Genomic DNA, 20,479 nt, shown 5'->3' with positions numbered 1-20,479 from the left:
CAGGGCCATGGCCTACAGGTCACCCGGCACCGGTCGCAGCACAATCTCTTCGGGCATGACGTCCGGAGGGGCAAGGCAGGCGGCGACCACTGCCTGGGCCACGCTTTGCGGGCGCATCATCTGAGTCCGGCGCTCGGCGTCCGCCTCCCAGCCTGGCGTGTCCGTTGCCCCCGGAAAGATGGCGGTGACCCGAATCCCCTTCTTCCGCACTTCCATGCGCAGCACCTCGGTGAAGCCGAGCAGGCCGTACTTTGCCGCACAATAGGCGGCGCAACGGGCGTAAGGCCTCTTGCCGGCCACCGAGATGATGTTGATGATGTGGCCGCTGCCACGGCGAAGCATATCTTCCAGCACCGCCTTGGTGCAGAGAAATGCCCCGGTGAGGTTGACGGCAATCTGCTCCTGCCACTCCTCGAGGGTGGTCTTGGTCACCTCGGTGAAGCGCCACACGCCGGCGTTGTTCACCAAGATGTCGATTGCCCCCCACGCCGCGCGCACTTTGGCCACCAGCGCTGTGAGTTCCTCCTGCTTGGTCACGTCTGCGGGAATGGCCAGCGCCTTTCCCCCCGCGTCGTTGATAGAAGCTGCCACTTCCTCGATCTGGGCTTTGCTGCGCGCCGAGAGCACGACGCGGAGGCCGCGCTGTGCCAAAGCTTCAGCCACCGCCCGCCCGATGCCCCGCCCCGCGCCTGTGACCCAGGCAATGCGCCCCTCGCCGACTGCTGTAGACTCGCTGCCCGTCATCGCCTATGCTCCGTGGCTGCGGATGAGCTCCATGAACTCCATCCTGGTGGCGCGCTCGCTCTGGAACACGCCCCGCATGGCACTGGTGGTCATGACAGAGTTCTGCTTCTCCACGCCGCGCATCATCATGCACAGATGGCGCGCTTCGATGACCACGGCCACACCGTACGGCTCGAGATGCTTCCAGAGCGCATCGGCGATCTGCGTGGTCAGGCGCTCCTGCAACTGCAGCCGCCGCGCATACACGTCGACGACCCGCGGAATCTTGCTCACGCCGACGATTCTTCCCTTGGGCAGGTAGCCCACGTGGCATCGCCCGAAGAAGGGGAGCAGGTGGTGCTCGCACAGACTGAAGACCTCGATGTCCTTGACGATGACCATCTCGTCATAGCGTTCGTCAAAGATGGCCTTTTGCAGGATCTCCTCGGGGTCCTGGGCGTAGCCCTGGGTGAGAAAGGTGAGCGCCTTTTCTACGCGCTCCGGTGTTTTTTGCAGACCTGGACGCGAGGGGTCTTCGCCCAAGGCCCGCAGCATTGCATCCACCAGCTCGCGGATCCTCTCCGCCATCCAGTCACTCTCCTCTGTAGAATGCGCTGTTATGCTCGGACTCGTGCACGCGGACCTCGTACAGCCGGCCGCGCGGCAACTTGTCGCACAGCACTTCCCAAAATCGCTTTGCCAAATTCTCGGCCGTAGGGATCACCCCCTGCAGAAAGTCGACCTGATAGTTGAGGAACTTGTGGTCCACCTTCTTGATCAGCTCTTCTTCGAGAATGTGGCCAAGCACGCCAAGGTCAATCACCATGCCGTCGCGCGGGTCTGGCTCGCCGCACACCGTGACCTCAACGGTGTAATTGTGACCATGGCCCATGGGGTTGTTGCACAGGCCATAGATCTGCCTATTGTCCTCGTCGCTCAGCTGCGGGTTATGCAATCGGTGCGCCGCACTGAACGAAGCCTTGCGGGTAATGTACACCATGGCCTACACCTCGCCACTCCTGCGCGCCGACACCGATCCCGGGGAACGGCGCACTATCTTACACGTGCGATCCTCTGGTTCCAAGTGGTAGCGGTAGGTCGGCCACTCCACCTTCAGCACGCGGAACTGCTCTTCGGCGCGGGCCAAAAAATCCGACTCGGACGAGTACGGCAGCATTCTGAAGCCGCCGAGAGCCATGAACACGCTCCTCTTGCCGAAAAGGGTGGCGCCAATGCAGCAATCCCGCAAGTGAATGAGGCGCGCTGGATCGCGCGCGTCCACCACATAGTGATCGCGTTCGTCTCCCACCAGCTCCACGCCGCCGTGCAGCAGGTCCACTTCCGGGTGCGAGACCAGGTAAGCGACGCGCACCGCCAAGTGCTCGGGCAGGTACTCATCGTCAGCGTCGATGAACGTGAGAAAGGGGGCGCTACTATGCGCGATGCCCGCGTTGCGCGCCCTCGCCAGCCCGCCGTGTGCCAGCGGCAGGTAGGCGATGCGCTCGTCCTCAGCGCGCAGGGCCGCCACCAGCGAGCGCGTGTGGTCCGTGCTGCCGTCGTCCACCACCAGCAGACGCCAATGGGGATGCGTTTGCCCCCTTACGGAGGTAATGGCCCGCTCGATGAGGTGCGCGCGGTTGTAGGTACACAGGACAATGTCGACCTGCTCTGGCACTCCTTTCCTCGGCCACTCTCAAGGTCACCGCTACCGACTGCAATATAACAAAATCCGTTGAGGGCGACAAGGTCAAAGTCCGCTCGTACGCAGCCCCTCAGAGCACTATCTGCTTCTCGGCGATCCCGGCTTTCAGGCCTTCGAAGCGAATGACTGCGGGGCCCTTTCCTTGCACGATCCATTCGATCTGCACATCATCGTACCCGCCTATGCCAGAGGTGAGGCGCACCTTCTCCGGATGACGTGGCACCGCCTCCACCGGCCCCAAGTAGCGGTCGCGCACAAAACCAGCGGCGATGACTTTCAAATTCTTGCCGGAAATGCTGACCCAGTCGGGGCGCTGCAGCTTGCGCCGCGCTGCCTGTTGCGAAATGGTAGGGATCGCCCGCGTGTTGGCGAGCGTGACGCGCACTCTGTGGAGACCCTCGCCCAACGGACTCTGTTCCACCTCGCGGATTTCCACCAGCGGCATCTGATCGGCATGGTAAAGGGTAAAGGCACAGTTCCTGTGACAGAGCTCTTCCAGCATGAATCCGGGGTTGACCCGGCTGCTCCACTTGCGCCATCCCCCGATCTCGATGTCGCCGTAAGTGGGGTGCTTGTGGGGATGCCAGGGGACAAACATTGCTCCCAGTTCCACCAAATCGTTGAACTCCAGACGGCGTCGGTCAGCTTCTCCGCCGCGCCGCCGCAGCCCCTGTTCCTCCCCTTCCTCAGCCTCCGTACCGTACTGCCGGGTGCTGAACAGCTCATTGGTGAACGAGAAGATGCCCAGCCCCTCGTAGGTCCAGTTCACGAAGCCGCCGTGCACAGGGTACAGGTCCTTCCAGATAGTCAAATAGCGGTAGAAGGGGAGAATCTTTTCGCCCTTCTGGCCGATGAGGTCATAGGTACGCAGGTCGCCGCCTGGGGGATCGCCGCGCTCCTCCGCGCCCGGGCCACGCAGGATCATGCCCCCGGAATTGTGATAGGCCTGCACGCCCGCGATGTTGGGATGGGCCAGAACAAAGTCTGCCACCGCCCGGCTCTCCGGCAACGAAAGCGGGTAGTCGCCTGCCCCGCTCTGAATGTAGTTGGGCTGCCAGTCCGTAGGCCAGTTGCGGTTCGGATCGTACCCGCCAGGGCCATCCTCGTTGATGCGCCCGTCGCCGTCATTGTCGATCCCTTCCAGCCCAAGCATGATATAGTCCCCCGCTTGCCCCGGTTCGACGCGCTCCATGAGTCGCGGATCCTGCGAGCTGATGCGGTAGTCGCCATAGGGCACCTTCTTGCGCATTTGCAAGATTTCTCCGTCGCCGTCCAGGTCGTCGTAGCCGTCCTCATCGCAGAGACCATCATTATCGTTGTCGGTGGGTTTGAGGCCGCTGCGCGACGAGCTCGAAGTATTGGGCTGGTCGAACCACCATGCCCGGCCGTCAGGGTTCACCGTGGGGAGGATGTAAAAGACCCGGCGGTCCACCAGTTCCGTCACCTTGTCCACAATGCCATAGTTCTCCATGAGGTACCAGATGGTGTACAGGCAGACCTCACCGCCTTGGATCTCGTTGCCGTGGATGTTGCCATCGATGTACATGGCTGCCTTGGCCATCTCCGGGCCAGTATCAGGATTGTTGATGGTCATCACCCAAATATCCCGCCCCTGATAACTCTTGCCGATCGATTTGAGCGACAGGAACTTGGGGTAAGCCTTTTGCAGCGTCCTCAACGCTTCCGTCAACTCTTCGTAGCTGTAGTACCGGTTGAACGCGAGGTCCACCTTATGGGCCTTTGCCTGCCCAAACAGGATGTCCACAGGGCACGTTCCCAGAATGAGAGCAGCCCAGATGAGCGCCGCCATTGGATTCCGTCTCTTCATCGCCTTCTGCTCCTATTGCATTGCTCCGCCTGTTAGCGGAGGATGATGTCCTGGTAGGCCTGACCAGCTTTCTCAGAGATCACCTCGAGATGAGCCTTGCTCCCTGGCGCCGCCTTGACCAGCCATTCGTAACGTTCCCGTTTGCCGGAGCCCTCCAGCGTCGGTAGCCTGACCAAGGCGCTGCCGGTCAGGAGCTCGCCTTTTTCCAAGGTGAGCTTCACCAACGTTGGCTTAACCCCTTGGCAGCGCACCCCTTGCGCGAGTGCAGTGGGGAAAAAGCCCCTGTTTTCCACCTCCGCTTTCACGGTGTACACGCCGCCGCCGTGGGCCTTCACTTCCGCCTTGACAATGGCGATCTCGGGACACAGCTCGGCGAGGCACATGGCAAATTTGGCGTGTGCGCGCCCGAACTCGGCGAGCCGCGCTGCCGGTGGATTGATTTTCAGAAGCGGGTCCAGTCCTCCTATCTCCACTTCCCCTAATGTGGGGTGTTTGAACGGCGTCCAGGGGACGAACCCTTTGCCGCCGAGCTCTTTGTCTGCCCACTTGAGCCACATGACGTCGTCGCTTTCCTCAGTCTTGTTGCGTTCCCTACTGCGCGGCCCCAGCGGCTCACCGACGGCCTCGCGCCTCCTCTCAGGGCGGCGCGTACTGTCCGGAGCTACCTCTCGCTGCTGAGCAGCACGCTCTTGCTTCATCTCCGGTAATGTCCACACTTTTGTCGAAAAGGAGGGCACGCCGTACTGAAAATAGCCCCATTCGTAGAAGGCACCTCGTGGCTTCGGCTTTTCCTTTGCCCGATCCTCATCAATGCCCACCAGCTCCTTGTAGCGCCTGCTCACCTCGTGGAAATAGGGGACGTCCTGGCTCAACACTGCGGTGGGGGCCTTGCGCTCGAACATGCGCCGCATCTGCTCTCGGGTCATCCCGGAGGGAAACTCAAAGCCGCGGCGGCCCCCGACGAACTGCGTAAAGTCTGGCTCCTGTTCTCGTTCCCCGCTGGCCCGCGCCTGGGGTGGTGTGAGCAGATTGTCGTAGGCTCCGTAAGCAAGAATCACCGCGATATTGCGGTGCGCCAGCACAAAGTCGATGAGCGCTCGGCTTTCCACTTCGCTGATGGCGTGCAGCCCAGCGCCCAAGGTGTGTTCGGGATAAGCGTGGGGGAAGTTCATGTTGAGGTCAACGCCCCCGGCAGCATCCTCGTTGTACTCCTCGTCGCCGTCGTTGTCGACCCCTTCCGTGTACACCTTGTAGACTCCCCTCTCGCCCTTTGCCCTCTCTGCCACCTTGAGCAGCCGAGGTTCCGCGGGATCAGGCAGATAGTCCCCCTCCGGGTCTTTGACGCGCATCAGGGTGATGATCCCGTCGCCGTTCAGGTCCTCTGGGCCGTCCTCATCGGCCACATCGTCAAAGTCGTCGTCCCAAGGTGTGGCGTTGGTGGTGCGCGCCCAGGCTGCCTTGCCGAACAGCGTCTCGGCGCCGTCGGGGTTCAGGCGCGGCACCACGTAAAAGGTCCGCTTCTCCAGCAAGGACCGGACGGTGTCATTGCCCGCATAGTTTGTGGCCAGATAATCGATAGTGTACAGGGCCATCTCACTGCCGATGAGGTGGTTGGCCTCGATGTTGGCGACCACCAGCACGACCGGCCGTCGGTCAGGATCGCTGCCCTTGGCCGCCAGGCGCGCAACCCACAGCTCGCGCCCCTCTCTGCTGCGACCAATGCTCTGCAGCTCGACGATCTGGCGATGGTCAGCTGCCAGTTGCTTCAAGCTCGTGGTGAGCTCGTCGTAGTTGTGGTAGTGCTCGAACGAGATGCCCCCTGCCAACCCAAAGGTAGGAAACAGCCCCAGCACGGCCATTGCCGTCCAGAGTTTCACGTACATGTTTTTCTGAGCTCCTCTATTAGTTCCACGCCCAAGCACTCTTGACTGTCGAAACTCGGCCCTGGTGCTGCTCGAGGCTCCTTCTCACCTCAGCACGGTGAGCACCCCCTGCCGGCGCTTGAACGGCAACTTCAAGTAGCTCAGCCCCGGCGTGGGCGACACACCAAGACTCGCCAGCAGCGCCTCAGGGACCGAACTTTGCGGGACGAGCACATAGGGCACGACTTCGTACCTGCCTGCTGGCAGGGCACCTTTGGACAGGTAGAACCCGCCACTCCACGAGCGCCCCACGGGCGTGATGGTGTCCGGAACCAGTGGGGCCAGGAGGGCTCCAAGGCTTTCCTGCGGGATAAGCTGCACACTGCTTCCGGGGTCCAGCCCCCGGATGAACAGCAACGCCGCAGGGCCTGCCCGGCGATTGGGCAGCAGCACCGGCAGGCTGTCCACATCGGCACGCAGGGTCACGCTGACCTCAATGGTGGTGCCCTGAAAGCTTCCCGGGGAGACGTCGCCCCCGACAGCCGGCGGAAAGGAGTCCGGCTCCACCCGGGTTGTCACGCTCAGCAACCTGGGCAGGATCACTGGCCGCCGCAGGACCCCCTCGGAGTCCACGTCGCCGTGTCCCGGCATTAGCACGCCATTGCGGAGTACCACCTCTGCCGTCTGCACGGCGTAGTTGCCGAGGTAGAAGAAGAGGCGAAAGCTCCCGGTTACGCCGGTGCCCGCTTGCGCGCCGGTGACCGAGAGGGGAAGGCGGAATTGGCCTCGTGCGTCCGTCCAGGTACCTGCGGCAAAATGCTCAAGCCACACATACACCCCTTCTGGCGACGAGCCATCCTGCAGCAGCACCTGCCCCCTGATCTCTGCACCGGGCGCCACTATCTGGTCATCGCCAAACGGGTTGTGCGTACAGCCACCTGCCACCACAAGCGCGAAAAGGAAAAGGCGCCAGCGCCGCAGAGGACCGGGCCTTCCTTCTCCGCCCGCCCGCCAGAATGCACAAAAGTTGCGCTCAGATTGCCGACGGCTTTGCATGTTAGTACTCAACCGCGGCGGTGAGGTAGTAGCGTCTGTCACGGAGAGCCAGGCCCTCCAGTACGACCCGATCGTTGAGCAGGTTGCGGAGGCTCAACGACAGGGACAGCCGCATACGCCACAACTGCCAGGTCTTGCTGGCGTGCAGGTCGAGGTCGGTGCGGGCCGGCAGTATGACCTGAGCGATGCCTCCACTGCCATCGCGGACCCAACCTTCCTGCTGCCCTTCGCCAAACCAGCGCACGCGCACTGCATAGCCGGCGTGATGCAGCTCAGCCGCAAGGCTGCGGGTCGCCTCGGAATGGAACGGAAAGGCCGCCCGCTCCGAGATGAAATACTGGCAGGCCTGACCCTCCACCGTCAACTTCTTCCGCAAAAGGTACAGCGCCCCTCGGCCCTCGAACCCGGCGATGCGCGCGGTAGGCACGCTGTCGTAGAAGGCGAGCGGCATACCGACGCTGACGTACTCGCGAATCTTGTCGGCGTAGTCGTTCTGAAAATAGCTTATGGCCACCTCCCAGCCGTGCGCCAGCGGCCCGGCGCCCATGTCGCGCGCCACATTCAAGCCAAGCTCTACGGCGCGGTTGCGTTCAGGTGCGAGGCGCTCACTTTGCCCGGGAAGGCGCGCCCTGGCGATGAGTTGCGCCAACGAGGGGAAGCGCACATTGTTGCCAATGTTCATAAAAACGTCATAGGCGAACTGGCCGTGGCGACCTGCGAAGCGACTGCCAAACCGCACGGTGGTGCACGTAAAGGTCCCCAAAGAGATGCTCTCCCCTGCCTTTCCCTCCTGCCACCGGTCATACACATGGTCATGGCGGAAAGCGAGGTCGAAATCGACGCGTTCCAATCGCTCCGAGCCTCCAGGAAGTTGAAATCGGGCGATTGCCACGCCGCCGTGGCGAGTGCGCACCAGTGCCGCCGCCTCCTGGCGCAAAGGAGGGTTCGCGAAACTCTCTCTGCGGTCGGCGAAATCCAACCAGTCCTGCTCTCGTTGGTAGGCTATTGTCGCGTCGCCCCCAGCAAAGCTCCAGCGCTTCTGCACGTGGAGATGAAGTGCGCGGTCCTGGATCGCTCGGTGCAACGAGGAGCCAACCTCAGCAATCTCCTGGGTCTGCTCCAAGGCATGGTGAGCAGCCGTGAGATCCAGGCCGTGCAGCGCTCCGATGCGCCCGGTGTAGTGCAAAGCCAAGAGCTGGTTCCGCTGCGCGAAGGCTTCGCCAGCCGGCAGGGTCGCATAGTCCGAGCGCGCGTTGAGGTAAAGTGCCGAAAGTGAATTCTCGCTCTCTCCCGCAATGGCCGGCGAGAACCCATAACGCCCGTGCACGGTCAGCTGCTGGCGGCGGTTCTCCAGCCGGTCGCTGGATGCAACGGTTCCCTGAAGTCGCCTCGTGGCGGCCGAGGCGCGGTACATCCCTGCCAGCCGTGCGCTGCCTCGGTGCCCGTAGCCGGCCAAGCCCCAGGTGCCCGAGTCGTAGGTACCCACCCGCTGGAAGAAGCGCACGTTGTGGTCTTCTTCAAGGCGTGGCACGAGATTGATGACCCCGGAAAAAGCCTCGGCGCCGTGCAAAGCCGCGTTGCTGCCCTTAATGAGCTCCACCTGTTCGACATCGGCCAGGTCCAAGAGGGAGAGGTCGAAGGTGTTGTCGAAGCCACTGTTCAGCTTGACGCCGTGGTAGAGGACCGCCACATCGTCGGCGTTGCCCCCACGGATGGAGGCGGTCTTGCGCCCGCTGAGCACCTCGTCCACCTGGACGCCTTGTGCCGTGTGCAACAGGTCGCCGGCATCCACAAACCCCCTAAGGTCAAACTGCTGGCGCAGGATGTGTGCCGTCGCCAGGGGAAGATCGGCAGTCGCCGCCAGTCGTTCCCGTGGTGCCTGCACCTCCACTGCCGGCAACGGGATGACCCTCGGCTGCAAGTTGACCTGCGGCGTGCGCAGCAACGCCTCCGCGGCGACTTCCAGCACCTCGTAGTTGATGTGCCGGAATACTACCACCGCGGTCGGCTCGGGCACAGAGAGCACGAACCGGCCAGCCGCATCGCTGCTCACGCCCACCGGCCTGTCCTTGAGCACGACGTTGACATACGGCACGGCGCGCTGCGAATTGGCGTCGAGGATCTGGCCGCGAATGACTATTTGGCCAAGGCCTGCCTCAGAAGCAAGCGCTAAGCCAACGACCAGACTTAGCACAAGCACGGGTAGTCGAATTTTGCCGAGCAAATGCACGTGCTGCCCCATCAAGCGGCGGAGCGCAGGGAACGCTCCCTGGCCCACCACTCATCTACAGGCCCTTATCGAACGAGTACTGATTCTGCCCTCGCCAAGCCGGCACGCGGGCTCCTCTCACCGCTTCCCAGAGCGGAAACCATGGACTCTGCGTCGCCAAGCTGAGCCCCACATCGCTCAGGAGAGGCCTCATTTCCGGTGGATCCACACGGTCATGCTGCCGTCGCTGCGATTTGCCCAGGCGTAGTAGGGGATGGCCGTGAGCGACACCCCGCGCGGCTTGCCCTCCACGAGCGTCCCCCGCCCCTGCACCACAACAACCCCTCCGAGCAGGTCCGGGCGGAACTGGCTCGTCAGCTCTGCCCCATCCGGCAGGGCAAGGGAAGAGACCTTGGCACCGTTGTCCACTTCCTCCAAGCAGTACACCACAGGCCCGCGCTCGATGGCCACCAGCCCCACATCGGCGCGCACCTGCGGGTGGGCCACCACGCGCCGCACCGGCATGGCCAGGTGCAGTTCCACCAGATCGCCAGGGGCCCACGTCCGGTCAATTACCGCAAAGCCCTGTTGGAGGTCGCAAGGCCAGGGCTGGCCGTTCACCTTGAGCGAAAGATCCGCCGGCGTTTCATCGAGATAGCGGTAGAGGTCGCTGGGCACAGGCCTACCGCGCGTCCATCCGGGCACTCGGACGTGGAGGGCAAAATGCGTCTCCTGGCGCACGCCCACCTTCACGGCCACGTCGCCCTGCCACGGGTAGTCGGTCTGTTGCTCGATCGTCACCACATCCTGACCCAGTTCCACGCGCGCCACACTCGGGAGGAAGAGGTTCACATAGAGCGAACGGCCGCGCGTCGCATAGGCAAAGCCCGGGATTGACGGCAAGAAGCGCGTCACATTGCCCGGACAGCAGGCGCACTCGAACCACGGGCTGCGCCGGTACCCACCATCGGAGGCAAGGGGGTTGGGATAGAAGAAGAGGTCGCCGCCGAGGGCGACCCCCGAGAGAAAACCGTTGTAGAGCACGCGCTCCAGCACGTCGATGTACTTGGCGTCGCCATGGAGCAGGAACATGCGGTGATTCCACAGGGCATGGGCAATGGCCGCACACGTCTCGTTATACGCCTCTTTGTTGGGGAGCTCATAGTCATCCCCAAAGCTCTCGCCGTAGTGACGCGCCCCCACGCCGCCGGTAATGGCGAGCTTCTTGCCCACAACGTTTTCCCAAAGACGTTCGAGGGGTTCTAAATAGGCGCTGTCGCCTGAAAGCGCGGCTACATCCGCCATGCCCGCATACATGTACTGGGCGCGCACCGCATGCCCAACCGCCTCGCGTTGTTCCACCACCGGCAAATGGTCCTGGTAGTACGTGCCGTACAACGCGTGTCCTTCTCCTCTTCCTCGCTGTTCGAGGAAGAACTTGGCAAGTTCCAGGTACTTGCGCTCGCCGGTCACGCGGTAGAGCTTGGCCAGGCCGATTTCTACCTCCTGGTGTCCAGGGACCTCGTGCCTGCCGCCAGGACCGAAGGTCCTGACCAGGAGGTCAGCGTTCTTGAGCGCCACGGTGAGCAGCGTGCGCTTGCCTGTGGCCTGAAAATGCGCCACGGCCGCCTCGTAGAGGTGCCCGACGTTGTACAACTCATGGCTATCTTTGAGATTCGACCAGCGCGTTGGCCCGGCGACCTCAGGCGGGTTTTCGGGGTCGACCGTGCGCGCGGTGTACAGATAGCCGTCCGGTTCCTGGGCCGCCGCAATCTTGGCAATGAGCTCATCAAGGTAGCGCTCCAGCGCCTCGTCGCGCTGCACAGCGAGAGAGTACGAGGCGCCTTCGATCACCTTGTACACGTCCGAGTCGTCGAACTGCAGGCCGCGGAATGGGCCCGGCATTTGTCCTGCCGCCTTGACAAAATTGTCGATGCGCCCCGTCTCCTCGCAATGGCGGAATGCTCGGGGAATGGTGACCGTGCGGTTGATCTCCAGGCGTTTGCCCCAGAAACCACTTTTGACCTGCACCTGGCTGAACGGCACCGGGCGGATCGGGTAGTCTGCACGCATGAACGGCTCCTCTGCTCCACATCCTGCAAAAGTAAGGAGGAGGAAAGCCAAGAACCACCTCATCTTGCCTGCTTGCCTCCCTTCATGTCGCGTCTCACCTGTGCGCAACATTCTACGAAATGCACGCGAGAAAAGCAAGGAGAAACTTGCCAGGCGAGCCTCAGGAATTTTCGCTTGGAAACACCAGGCAAATTGCGTATATTGCATCGCGTGAACATTTGGGGTGTCTTTATGCACCGCATCGAGGCGCAGCTATGGCGCTACCCCCTCACCAAGCACACACGGAAGAAGAGGCTTAATCGTGACGAATCAAGACAGTATCACCGCTCAGGTCGAGGCCCTATTCGGCCAGGAGCCACAACGTATTTTCAAAGCAAAGGAGATTGCAAAGCGGTTAGGGGTCACCCAGGACCGCTACCACCTCCTGCGGGCCGCTCTGCGCCAACTGGTGGCAAGCGGTACCATCGTCAAATACCCGCGGAACCGCTATGGCCGCGGGCGAGCAGCGCAAGAGGCAGTCGGCGTGCTACGCGTCAAGACGCAAGGCTATGGCTTCGTCGTCCGGGATGACGGCGGCGAAGATATCTTTGTCAGCGAGCGCAATATGGGCCTGGCGCTGCACCAGGACAGGGTCAGAGTGCGCCTGTTTGCGCAGAGCAGCGGCCGCAGCCCCGAAGGCAAAGTCGTGGAGGTCTTGTCGCGCGCCCGCCAGAATATCGTCGGCACCTACAAGCGAGGGCGCAAGTTCGGCTTCGTGGTTCCTGACGAACTGAAAATACCCCACGACATCTTTGTGCACGACTCTGACGCGATGGGAGCGCAGCCAGGGCAGAAGGTGGTCGTGCAAATCACCAATTGGGAACACGAAAAGCTCAACCCGGAGGGGCGGATCGTCGAGGTGCTGGGGTTCCCCACTGAGAAGGGTGTGGACGTTCTCTCCGTGGCACGCGCTTTTGACCTGTCCGAGTCGTTTCCGCCTGAGGTGGAGCAAGAAGCGGCCGCTCTTCCAGCCCGCATTCCCGCAGCGGAGATGGCTCGTCGCCTCGACCTCCGGGGGAAGGTGCTCTTCACTATCGACCCGCCGGATGCCAAAGATTTTGACGACGCCGTCTCGTTGGAGAAGCTGGAGAACGGCCACCTATCGTTGGGCGTGCACATTGCCGATGTGAGCTGGTACGTGACGCCTGGAGGCGCCATTGACCGCGAGGCGCGCCGCCGCGGCACCTCGGTCTACCTGGTGGACCGCGCCATTCCCATGCTCCCGGAGCGGCTTTCCAGCGAGCTATGCAGCCTGGTGGCGGACAGGGACCGCTTGGCCTACAGCGTCCTCATGGAGCTCACCCCTGCCGGCGATTTGGTGCGCTACCAGTTTCACGAGTCGGTAATCCGCAGTCGGCGGCGGTTCAGCTACGAGGAGGTGCAGGAACTGCTGGACGGCCGCGCCACCGACCCACTGACGCCCGTGCTGCAGGAGATGCGCACCTTGTCCCGCGCCCTCATCACCAAACGCCAGCGCCGTGGGAGTGTCGACCTGGATGCGCCTGAAGTGCAGGTGATCCTCGATGAAGCTGGTCGGCCCGTGGAGATTCGCCCACGGCCGCGCCTGGATAGCCACCGCCTCATCGAGGAGTTCATGCTCCTGGCCAACGAGACGGTCGCCCGCCATGTGGGTGTGTTCCTCCGACGACAGGGCGACCACGAGGTGGATCCACCCTTCGTCTACCGCATCCATGAAAAGCCAGACCGGCAGAAGATGAGCGAGTTTCTGAGCTTCGCCGCCGCCTTTGGCGTGGTCGCCCAAGAGCCAGCACGGTTGACGCCGCGCTTCTTCCAGAAGCTCTTGGCGCAGGTAACAGGCCTTGAGGCGGAGCCCATCATCCGCGATGCCATGCTCCGCGCCATGATGAAGGCCCGCTACTCCACCGAAAACATCGGCCACTTTGGCCTGGCTTACCAGCACTACACGCATTTCACCTCGCCCATCCGTCGCTACCCCGACCTCATGGTACATCGCCTGCTCAAGGAGTACCAGCGCCGCCCGCTGCCAGAAGTGCTGGCCAGCATCAATCGTGCCGCTTTGGAAGCCGACTGCCGCCTGGCCTCGGAGCGCGAAGTGGTGGCACAAGAGGCAGAGCGCGAATCGGTGAAGATGAAACAGGTCGAGTACATGGCTGAGCACGTAGGTGAGACCTTCATGGGGGTGGTCTCGCGCATCGTGCCGTTTGGCGTCTTCGTGGAGCTGCCGGACCTGTTGGTGGAGGGCCTGATTCATGTCACGGAGCTCGGCGACGACTATTACGTGCACGACACCACGCGGCATGCCATGATCGGCCAGCGCCAAGGACGGGTGTTCCGCGCGGGCGACGTCCTCATGGTGCGCGTGGCCAAGGTGGACCAGAACCAGCGCCTAGTGGACTTTGCCTTGGTCGAACCGCCGCCCAAGCGCCCTCGTCGGCGCAGGACTGGCAGGCGCACGCTCTGACGCAGACTTGAACGGTGGAGGTTCACGAAGAACTCCCCAGAACGGGCCAGCAATGACACCGCCACAGGGAAAGACAGGGAGGCAGTCCCGATGACCATTGTCGACCTGAGCGAACACTTTGTGCCCAGTTACCTGTGTTGTTTAGAGGATTGGTCGGAGGAGATGGCGGAGGCTGGCCCGCACAAGGCCACCTGGTACGCACGCATGCAGCCCAAGGGGCTTGGGGTAAAACTGGCCCTGGAAGGCGACCAGGTGGTGGGCATGGTGCAGTATCTGCCAGTCGAGCATGCATGGGTAGAAGGCAGTGGCCTCTACTTCATCCCCTGCATTTGGGTGCACGGCTACAAGGGCAAGGGAGTCGGCAACTGGCAGCACAAGGGCATCGGCAGGGCGCTCCTGGGAGCCGCAGAAGAGGAGGCGCGGGCTAAGGGCGCACACGGGATGGCCGCCTGGGGCTTGGCTCTCCCTTTTTGGATGAAGGCCTCGTGGTTCAAGAGGCAGGGGTATCGACCCGCAGACCGCATGGCCCTGCAGACGCTGCTGTGGAAGCCGTTCACGCCTGAAGCCAGGCCGCCCCGGTGGTTGCGCAAGCGAAAAGAGCCAACTGCTGGCAGGGATCGCGTAGAGGTTGTGGCCTTCCTCAGCGGCTGGTGCCCTGCGTACAACCTCACCTACGAGCGCGCGCGGCGGGCGGCGGCTGCTTGTGGCGATGCCGTCAACTTTGTCACCATCGACACCTCTGAGCGCGCGGCCTTGCTGGAATGGGGTATCAGCGACGCCCTGTACATTGATGGTAAGCCCGTCCACACTGGACCCCCGCCGTCGTACGAGGCGATGCACCGACGTATCGCCAAGCAAGTTCGACGCCTCAGACGCTGATCAGCCAAGCAGACGTGCCGCAGATGTACACTCATCCGGCGCACACTGCCTGCCGGCCTCCCTTCGGCCGTCAGGGAGAAACTCGTGCTCGTGCCGAGCCACCACGCAACTTTTCCCTTGCGCAATTGCCCTGCTTCTGCGTACATTTGTCCCCAGCCAAGAGGTGCAGGTTCGGAGGAAGAAATGCGCAGCTCTGATGCCAGTGTGAGCCCCCGCTCAGCGCCGACCCCCTCACAGGAGGCGCTCTCAGATCCGGCGCCGGCCCCTGTGGTCGCATACGATTTTGGGCTATCCCCGCGCGCCATAGAACGGGTGCTTGCCGCGGCCCTCGACAAAGGTGGCGAGTTTGCCGAGCTCTTTTGCGAGTACCGGATTAGCACCCGCATCTTCATGGAAGAAGAGATCGTCAAGAAGACCGCGGAGAACGTGTCGTTAGGGGCTGGTGTGCGGGTCTTGTCCGGGGAAAAAACCGGCTACGCCTACACCAACGACCTCTCCGAACGCGGCTTGTCCCAGGCAGCGCGCACGGCCGCCGCCATTGCCACAGGTGGCGCGCCTGGGCGCGTTCTTTCCCTCAGAGAAGGCACCCCAGGGCGAGAAGTCTACGACCTGAACCGCACGCTGACCCTGGTGCCCTTGGAGACACGCCTTGACTTGGTGCGTCGGGCCTACGAGGCAGCCACAAGCTACGACCACCGTATCAGCAAGCTGCAGGTCTCCTTCGCAGATGGGTTGCGTCACGTGCTCATTGCCAACTCCGAGGGGCTGCTGGTCACCGACGTGCGGCCGCAGGTGCGTCTGGCTGTGTCGGCGCTTGCCGAGCACAACGGCACCTCCGACCTCGGCTTCTTCACCGGTGGCGGGCGCGTGGGACTCGCTTACTTCCAGAACGTGCTCCCTCCGGAGCAGATTGCCCGCACCGCCGCCGAAGAGGCCATCATCTTGCTCGAGGCAGTGGCGCCGCCTGCCGGTGCACAGCCTGTCGTGCTCGGCGGCGGGCAGAGCGGCGTGATGATCCACGAAGCGGTAGGCCATCCCCTCGAAGCCGATGGCAACCGCAGAGGCACCTCCATCATGGCCGGGCGCATGGGCACGATGGTCGCCACCCCTCAGGTCACCGTCTACGACGATCCCACCATCCCGCATCTGCGCGGCTCTTTGAATGTGGACGACGAGGGAACTCCCACGCAGCGCACCATGCTCATCGAGCGCGGCAAGTTGGTGGGCTACCTGCAGGATCGCCTCTCGGCACGGCTGCTGGGCATGCCGCTCACCGGGCACGGCCGCAGGGAGAGCTACCAACACTATCCCATTCCGCGCATGACCAACACCATCCTGGCGCAAGGCCCGTACGCTCCAGAAGAAGTCATTGCCTCGGTGAAGAAGGGGTTCTACGCCAAGAGTTTTCAGGGCGGGCAGGTGGAGGAATCAGGCAAGTTCGTCTTCTCGGTCAACCTGGGGTACCTCATCGAGAATGGGCGCCTCACGCGTCCCGTGAAAAATGCCACCTTGATCGGCACCAACGTGCAGGTGCTCAAGAGCATCAGCATGGTAGCAAACGACATGGGGTACTTTCTCGGTTCTTGCGGCAAAGAAGGACAGTCCGCCGCAGTCACGGCTGGCACACCCACGCTCCGCATCGACAGCATCACCGTGGGAGGGCGTAGATGAACAAGAGCGACGAGCTGCTTGCCCTGGCGGAGTCGTTGGTGGAGTTTGGCCGCCGGGCCGGCGCCGAGGAGGTTGAGGTAGGCATCCGCCAGGGGGTGGAGTTCACGGTGCGCGTGCGCAACGGTCAGATCGAGCACCTGGTGGAGGCCGGGGCGCGAAGCCTGGGGGCGCGCGTGATTGTTGACCACCGCGTGGCCACCACCTCCTCCTCGGATCTGAGCCGCGACACGCTCGAGCGCCTGCTGACCAACGCCGTGACGCGCGCCCGCCTGGTGAGCGCTGACCCCTACGCCGGCCTGCCCGAAAAGGAAGAGCTCGCCGTCGACATCGCCTCCCTCCGCCTTTACGACCCTGCCATAGCCTCTCTTGGCGCCGAGGAGAAAATCCAAATGGCGTTGCGCACCGAGGAACTCTGCCTTGCCGACCCGCGCATCAAGAGCTCCTACGGCGCCACGTGCGCCACCAGCGTTGGCCAGTTCTACCTTGCCAACTCCCTGGGCTTCAGCGGCTGCTACGAAGGCACCAGCATCTCCTTGGGCGTTTATCTGCAGGCCGGGCAAGGTGACGAGCTCGTGGAGGACGGCTGGTACGAGGGAACTCGCCATTTCGCCGACTTGCCCTCCCCGGAGGCCATCGCCCAGAAGGCCCTGCACCGGGTCACCCGCATGATCGGACCGCGCAAGATACCCACTCAGAACGTGCCGGTAGTCCTGGAACCAGACATCACCGGAGAGCTGCTGGATTTGCTTTTCACGTGTGCCAACGGCGCAGCAATCTACCAGCGGCAGTCGTTCCTGGTAGACAAGTTGGGCGAGAGAGTGGCCTCCGACATAGTGAACGTCGTGGACGACGGCCTCTTCCCGGCCGGTCCTGGCACACGACCCTTCGATGGCGAAGGGGTACCCACCCGCAAGACGGCGGTCATCGAACAGGGCGTGCTGCGCAGCTACCTGCTCGATACTTACAGCGGGCGGAAGCTAGGCATGCGGTCTACGGGTAACGCCTCTGGGGTGAACAACTTCTACCTGGCGCCGGGTCCATACGCGCCGGAAGAAATCATAGCCTCGGTGGAGAAGGGTTTGCTGATCACGGGCACCATGGGTTGGGGCTTCAACCCGGTGACCGGCGACTTGTCGCGCGGCGCCTTTGGCCTGTGGATCGAACATGGCCAGATCGTCCACCCCGTAGCGGAGGTGACCATCTCCGGCAATCTGGCGAGCATGCTGCGCAGTGTGGAGATGGTTGGCAACGACTTTCGGCTCCGGCGCAGCATCATCGGCCCCACCATCAAGATCGCCGAGATGACCGTGGCGGGCTCGTGAACATCGGCAGGCGGAACTCCCAGGCCAGGGACAGACAAAGATTTGGCTTTTGACTTTGCCAGGAAATTTCTGTATATTTGGGCGCGCCTTGGCAAGGGAGCCAAGGATCAAATGCTGGAGAGGCTATGCACACTGTAGTGGTGGTCGAACACCCTCTCATCAAGCACAAGTTGGGCCTCGTGCGTATGAAGCAGACCGAGCCCTGGCTCTTCCGGGAGCTGGTCAATGAGATCACCTACCTGATGCTCTACGAAGCGACCCGCAGCCTCCGCACCCGCACCATCGACATAGAGACTCCCCTCATGCCCACTACTGCCGAGTGGTTAGACGACGACGTCGTGGTGGTGCCTATTCTGCGCGCAGGTCTTGGGATGTTGGACGGCTTTCTTCGCCTCATTCCCCTGGCCAAGGTCGGTTTCTTGGGCATCTACCGGGATCACGACACGTTGCAGCCGGTGGAGTACTATTGCAAAGTGCCGGAGCTGGCGCAGAGTCAGGTCTTTGTGCTGGATCCCATGTTGGCCACGGGCGGCTCGGCGGTGGCGGCCGCCACCGCGCTCAAAGCACGCGGCGCCAGACGCATCAAGCACCTCTGCCTGCTGGCAGCCCCGGAAGGGATTAGAGTCCTGCATGCGGCCCACCCCGATGTGGACGTGTTCTGCGTGAACATCGACGAGAGGTTGAATGACCAAGGCTACATCGTGCCGGGCATAGGTGATTGCGGCGACCGCCTGTACTGGACGAAGTGAAGCGCTCGGCGCCTCTATCGCCAAGGGAGACAAATCACATTTTGATAGACGTCCGGTAGGTCGCCCGAGCAGAGGTTGTTAACGAAGATGACAGGCCTCGCCACGGCCGTTATCGCGAGTTTTCCATGCACAGTTCAGCGCAGATAGACCGCGGTTGTGCCACAGAGTCCGCGCCATCCCATGACACGGGCAATCTCCGCATTGCCTTCTTCCTCAACTTAGCCTTCACTCTGGTGGAGGCGGTCGGAGGCCTTCTCACCAACAGCCTGGCCATTTTGTCCGACGCCTTGCATGATCTGGGCGACAGCCTGTCCCTGGGCCTCACCTGGTATCTGGATAAGCTGGCTAACCGCTCGCGCAGCCAGCGTTTTACCTTCGGCTACAGGCGCTTTTCCCTGCTCGGTGCGGTGAGCAATTCCCTTGTGCTCCTGGTGGGTGCGGTGGTAGTGCTCTGGCGCGCCGTCCCTCGCCTGTTCGCCCCGCAGGAGGTGCACACCAGCGGCATGGTAGCCCTCGCCGTGCTCGGGGTGGCGGTCAATGGCCTTGCCGCCTGGCGTCTGCATGGTGGCCAGCGCCTGAGCGAGCGAGTGGCCATGCTGCATCTATTGGAAGATGTGCTGGGATGGGCAGCGGTCCTGGTTGCAAGCCTGGTCATGCGCTTCACCAAGGCCCTGTTTCTCGACCCGGCTCTCTCGGTGCTCATCACCGCCTTTGTGGTGTGGCGGGTGGCAGTCAACTTACGAAAGACGGTGCGCATTTTCTTGCAGTCCGTGCCCGAGGCCATGGACGTCACCGCTGTGGAAGACGCAGTGCTGCGCGTGCCTGGGGTCTGTGGCGTGCACGACCTCCACGTCTGGTCCATGGATGGCCAGTACAACGTGCTCACCCTGCACGTGGTCGTGGGCAAAGACGCCACCTCAGAAGACATGGTGCGCATCAAGCAGCAATGCCGACGCGTGCTCCATGCTCACAACATTCAACATAGCACCATCGAAATAGAAGTCGCCGACGAAAGTTGCGAGTTGCAGGGGTGTTGAACGCGGCGCTGCAGGGCCGAACTCGTCGCGCTCTTGTGCCCCACAGCCTCAGAAAAGCGGCGCTACCAAAAACAGCGCTCCTATGCCGGTATGGGAAGTAGGCTCGAGGGGAGGGTAATGCGCAAAGTGGGGGTGAAGAAGTGGCCACGTCACGTCGAGGGAGGCAAGTATGTTCACCGACCTGTGCAAGGAGGGAGCCATGATGCTGAACGCAAAAGGGCTGTTGCTCTCGTGGGTTAGCCTGCTCACCGCAGGCTGTTGGTTGCTCACCACCGTTGCCCACGGGCAGTCGCGGGGGAGCACGCCGGACTACAAGAATGCCAAGCTGCCCATCGAACGTCGCGTGGAAGATCTCCTCTCCCGCATGACGCTCGAGGAGAAGGTGGCGCAGCTGCAATGTCTCATCCGTGAAGTGGAGGGCACCGGTTTCATCAAAGAACAGGGCATCGGCAACCTGGGCTGCATTCTCCGCCAGTACAAAGCAAAGGAGGCTGCAGAGAAACTCAACCGCATCCAGAAGTTCATGCTGGAAAAGACCCGCCTGGGCATCCCGGTCATCATGCATGACGAGGCACTCCATGGACTGGTGGCCAACGGCGCCACCAGTTTCCCCCAGGCCATCGGCTTGGCAGCGACCTGGGACACAGACCTGATGGGACGCGTGGCTCATGCCATCGCCGTGGAGACCAAGAGTCGCGGCATCCGTCAGGTGCTGTCACCGGTGGTCAACATCGCCCGCGACGTGCGCTGGGGACGCGTGGAAGAGACCTATGGCGAGGACCCCTATCTGACGGCGCGTATGGGCGCCGCCTTTTGCAAGGCCTTTGAGGAAATGGGTGTTATCACCACGCCCAAGCACTACTCCGCCAACCTCGGCGACGGCGGA

General features: G+C 62.6%; 16 protein-coding genes. 7 read left to right on the top strand and 9 right to left on the bottom strand.

What is annotated here, in order from left to right; genetic code table 11:
• Window positions 1–12: 12 nt before the first annotated feature.
• The 9 genes from H5U38_12060 to H5U38_12020 all read right to left on the bottom strand — a co-directional run bounded on the left by H5U38_12060 (window position 13) and on the right by H5U38_12020 (window position 11,516).
• The gene (locus H5U38_12060) at window positions 13–744 is read right to left on the bottom strand and encodes an SDR family NAD(P)-dependent oxidoreductase (protein MBC7187758.1); all 732 of its coding nucleotides are present in this window, start codon (window positions 742–744) and stop codon (window positions 13–15) included.
• Window positions 745–747: 3 nt separating this feature from the next.
• Entirely contained in the window at window positions 748–1,311 is a 564-nt protein-coding gene (gene folE, locus H5U38_12055; protein MBC7187757.1) for a GTP cyclohydrolase I FolE, read from the bottom strand.
• 4 nt (window positions 1,312–1,315) lie between these two features.
• Window positions 1,316–1,723 carry a 6-carboxytetrahydropterin synthase gene (locus H5U38_12050; protein MBC7187756.1) on the bottom strand — a complete coding sequence of 136 codons (408 nt, stop codon included), beginning with the start codon at window positions 1,721–1,723 and terminating at the stop codon, window positions 1,316–1,318.
• Window positions 1,724–1,726: 3 nt separating this feature from the next.
• Window positions 1,727–2,398: a glycosyltransferase family 2 protein gene (locus H5U38_12045; GenBank protein ID MBC7187755.1), complete on the bottom strand. Its 672-nt coding sequence runs from the start codon at window positions 2,396–2,398 to the stop codon at window positions 1,727–1,729.
• 97 nt (window positions 2,399–2,495) lie between these two features.
• Window positions 2,496–4,253: a hypothetical protein gene (locus H5U38_12040; GenBank protein MBC7187754.1), complete on the bottom strand. Its 1,758-nt coding sequence runs from the start codon at window positions 4,251–4,253 to the stop codon at window positions 2,496–2,498.
• 32 nt (window positions 4,254–4,285) lie between these two features.
• Window positions 4,286–6,136: a hypothetical protein gene (locus H5U38_12035; protein MBC7187753.1), complete on the bottom strand. Its 1,851-nt coding sequence runs from the start codon at window positions 6,134–6,136 to the stop codon at window positions 4,286–4,288.
• A gap of 84 nt (window positions 6,137–6,220) precedes the next feature.
• Entirely contained in the window at window positions 6,221–7,171 is a 951-nt protein-coding gene (locus H5U38_12030) for a hypothetical protein (protein ID MBC7187752.1), read from the bottom strand.
• Between the two features lies 1 nt (window position 7,172).
• The gene (locus tag H5U38_12025) at window positions 7,173–9,395 is read right to left on the bottom strand and encodes a TonB-dependent receptor (protein MBC7187751.1); all 2,223 of its coding nucleotides are present in this window, start codon (window positions 9,393–9,395) and stop codon (window positions 7,173–7,175) included.
• 195 nt (window positions 9,396–9,590) lie between these two features.
• On the bottom strand, window positions 9,591–11,516 hold the full coding sequence (locus H5U38_12020) for a glycoside hydrolase family 127 protein (GenBank protein MBC7187750.1): 1,926 nt from the start codon (window positions 11,514–11,516) through the stop codon (window positions 9,591–9,593).
• Between the two features lie 238 nt (window positions 11,517–11,754).
• On the opposite strand from H5U38_12020, the gene rnr reads away from it, so the two are divergent.
• The 7 genes from rnr to H5U38_11985 all read left to right on the top strand — a co-directional run.
• Entirely contained in the window at window positions 11,755–13,935 is a 2,181-nt protein-coding gene (rnr, locus tag H5U38_12015) for a ribonuclease R (protein ID MBC7187749.1), read from the top strand.
• A 90-nt stretch (window positions 13,936–14,025) separates the two neighbouring features.
• Entirely contained in the window at window positions 14,026–14,814 is a 789-nt protein-coding gene (locus H5U38_12010) for a GNAT family N-acetyltransferase (protein MBC7187748.1), read from the top strand.
• Window positions 14,815–14,997: 183 nt separating this feature from the next.
• Window positions 14,998–16,485, top strand: coding sequence for a hypothetical protein (locus H5U38_12005; protein MBC7187747.1), 1,488 nt, complete (start codon window positions 14,998–15,000; stop codon window positions 16,483–16,485).
• Window positions 16,482–17,807: a TldD/PmbA family protein gene (locus tag H5U38_12000; protein MBC7187746.1), complete on the top strand. Its 1,326-nt coding sequence runs from the start codon at window positions 16,482–16,484 to the stop codon at window positions 17,805–17,807. Before H5U38_12005 ends, H5U38_12000 begins: the two co-directional genes overlap by 4 nt.
• A 125-nt stretch (window positions 17,808–17,932) precedes the next feature.
• The gene (upp, locus tag H5U38_11995; protein ID MBC7187745.1) at window positions 17,933–18,556 is read left to right on the top strand and encodes a uracil phosphoribosyltransferase; all 624 of its coding nucleotides are present in this window, start codon (window positions 17,933–17,935) and stop codon (window positions 18,554–18,556) included.
• A gap of 125 nt (window positions 18,557–18,681) precedes the next feature.
• Window positions 18,682–19,593, top strand: coding sequence for a cation transporter (locus H5U38_11990; protein ID MBC7187744.1), 912 nt, complete (start codon window positions 18,682–18,684; stop codon window positions 19,591–19,593).
• Window positions 19,594–19,795: 202 nt separating this feature from the next.
• The coding region (locus H5U38_11985; protein MBC7187743.1) for a glycoside hydrolase family 3 protein at window positions 19,796–20,479 on the top strand (684 nt) is incomplete at its 3' end.

The organism is Calditrichota bacterium, from assembly GCA_014359355.1.
Taxonomy (GTDB): domain Bacteria; phylum Zhuqueibacterota; class Zhuqueibacteria; order JANLFK01; family Oleimicrobiaceae; genus Oleimicrobium.
The sequence above is the reverse complement of the archived record's forward strand: the minus strand, read 5'-3'. Positions and strand labels throughout refer to the sequence as shown.

Coding starts and splice junctions, on each gene's coding strand:
- H5U38_12000 (MBC7187746.1), top strand. CDS start 16,482: ATGAACAAGAGCGACGAGCTGCTTGCCCTGGCGGAGTCGTTGGTGGAG.
- H5U38_12040 (MBC7187754.1), bottom strand. CDS start 4,253: ATGAAGAGACGGAATCCAATGGCGGCGCTCATCTGGGCTGCTCTCATT.
- folE (MBC7187757.1), bottom strand. CDS start 1,311: ATGGCGGAGAGGATCCGCGAGCTGGTGGATGCAATGCTGCGGGCCTTG.
- H5U38_12005 (MBC7187747.1), top strand. CDS start 14,998: ATGCGCAGCTCTGATGCCAGTGTGAGCCCCCGCTCAGCGCCGACCCCC.
- H5U38_11990 (MBC7187744.1), top strand. CDS start 18,682: ATGCACAGTTCAGCGCAGATAGACCGCGGTTGTGCCACAGAGTCCGCG.
- H5U38_12030 (MBC7187752.1), bottom strand. CDS start 7,171: ATGCAAAGCCGTCGGCAATCTGAGCGCAACTTTTGTGCATTCTGGCGG.
- H5U38_12050 (MBC7187756.1), bottom strand. CDS start 1,723: ATGGTGTACATTACCCGCAAGGCTTCGTTCAGTGCGGCGCACCGATTG.
- upp (MBC7187745.1), top strand. CDS start 17,933: ATGCACACTGTAGTGGTGGTCGAACACCCTCTCATCAAGCACAAGTTG.
- H5U38_12060 (MBC7187758.1), bottom strand. CDS start 744: ATGACGGGCAGCGAGTCTACAGCAGTCGGCGAGGGGCGCATTGCCTGG.
- H5U38_12035 (MBC7187753.1), bottom strand. CDS start 6,136: ATGTACGTGAAACTCTGGACGGCAATGGCCGTGCTGGGGCTGTTTCCT.
- H5U38_12020 (MBC7187750.1), bottom strand. CDS start 11,516: ATGAGGTGGTTCTTGGCTTTCCTCCTCCTTACTTTTGCAGGATGTGGA.
- H5U38_12010 (MBC7187748.1), top strand. CDS start 14,026: ATGACCATTGTCGACCTGAGCGAACACTTTGTGCCCAGTTACCTGTGT.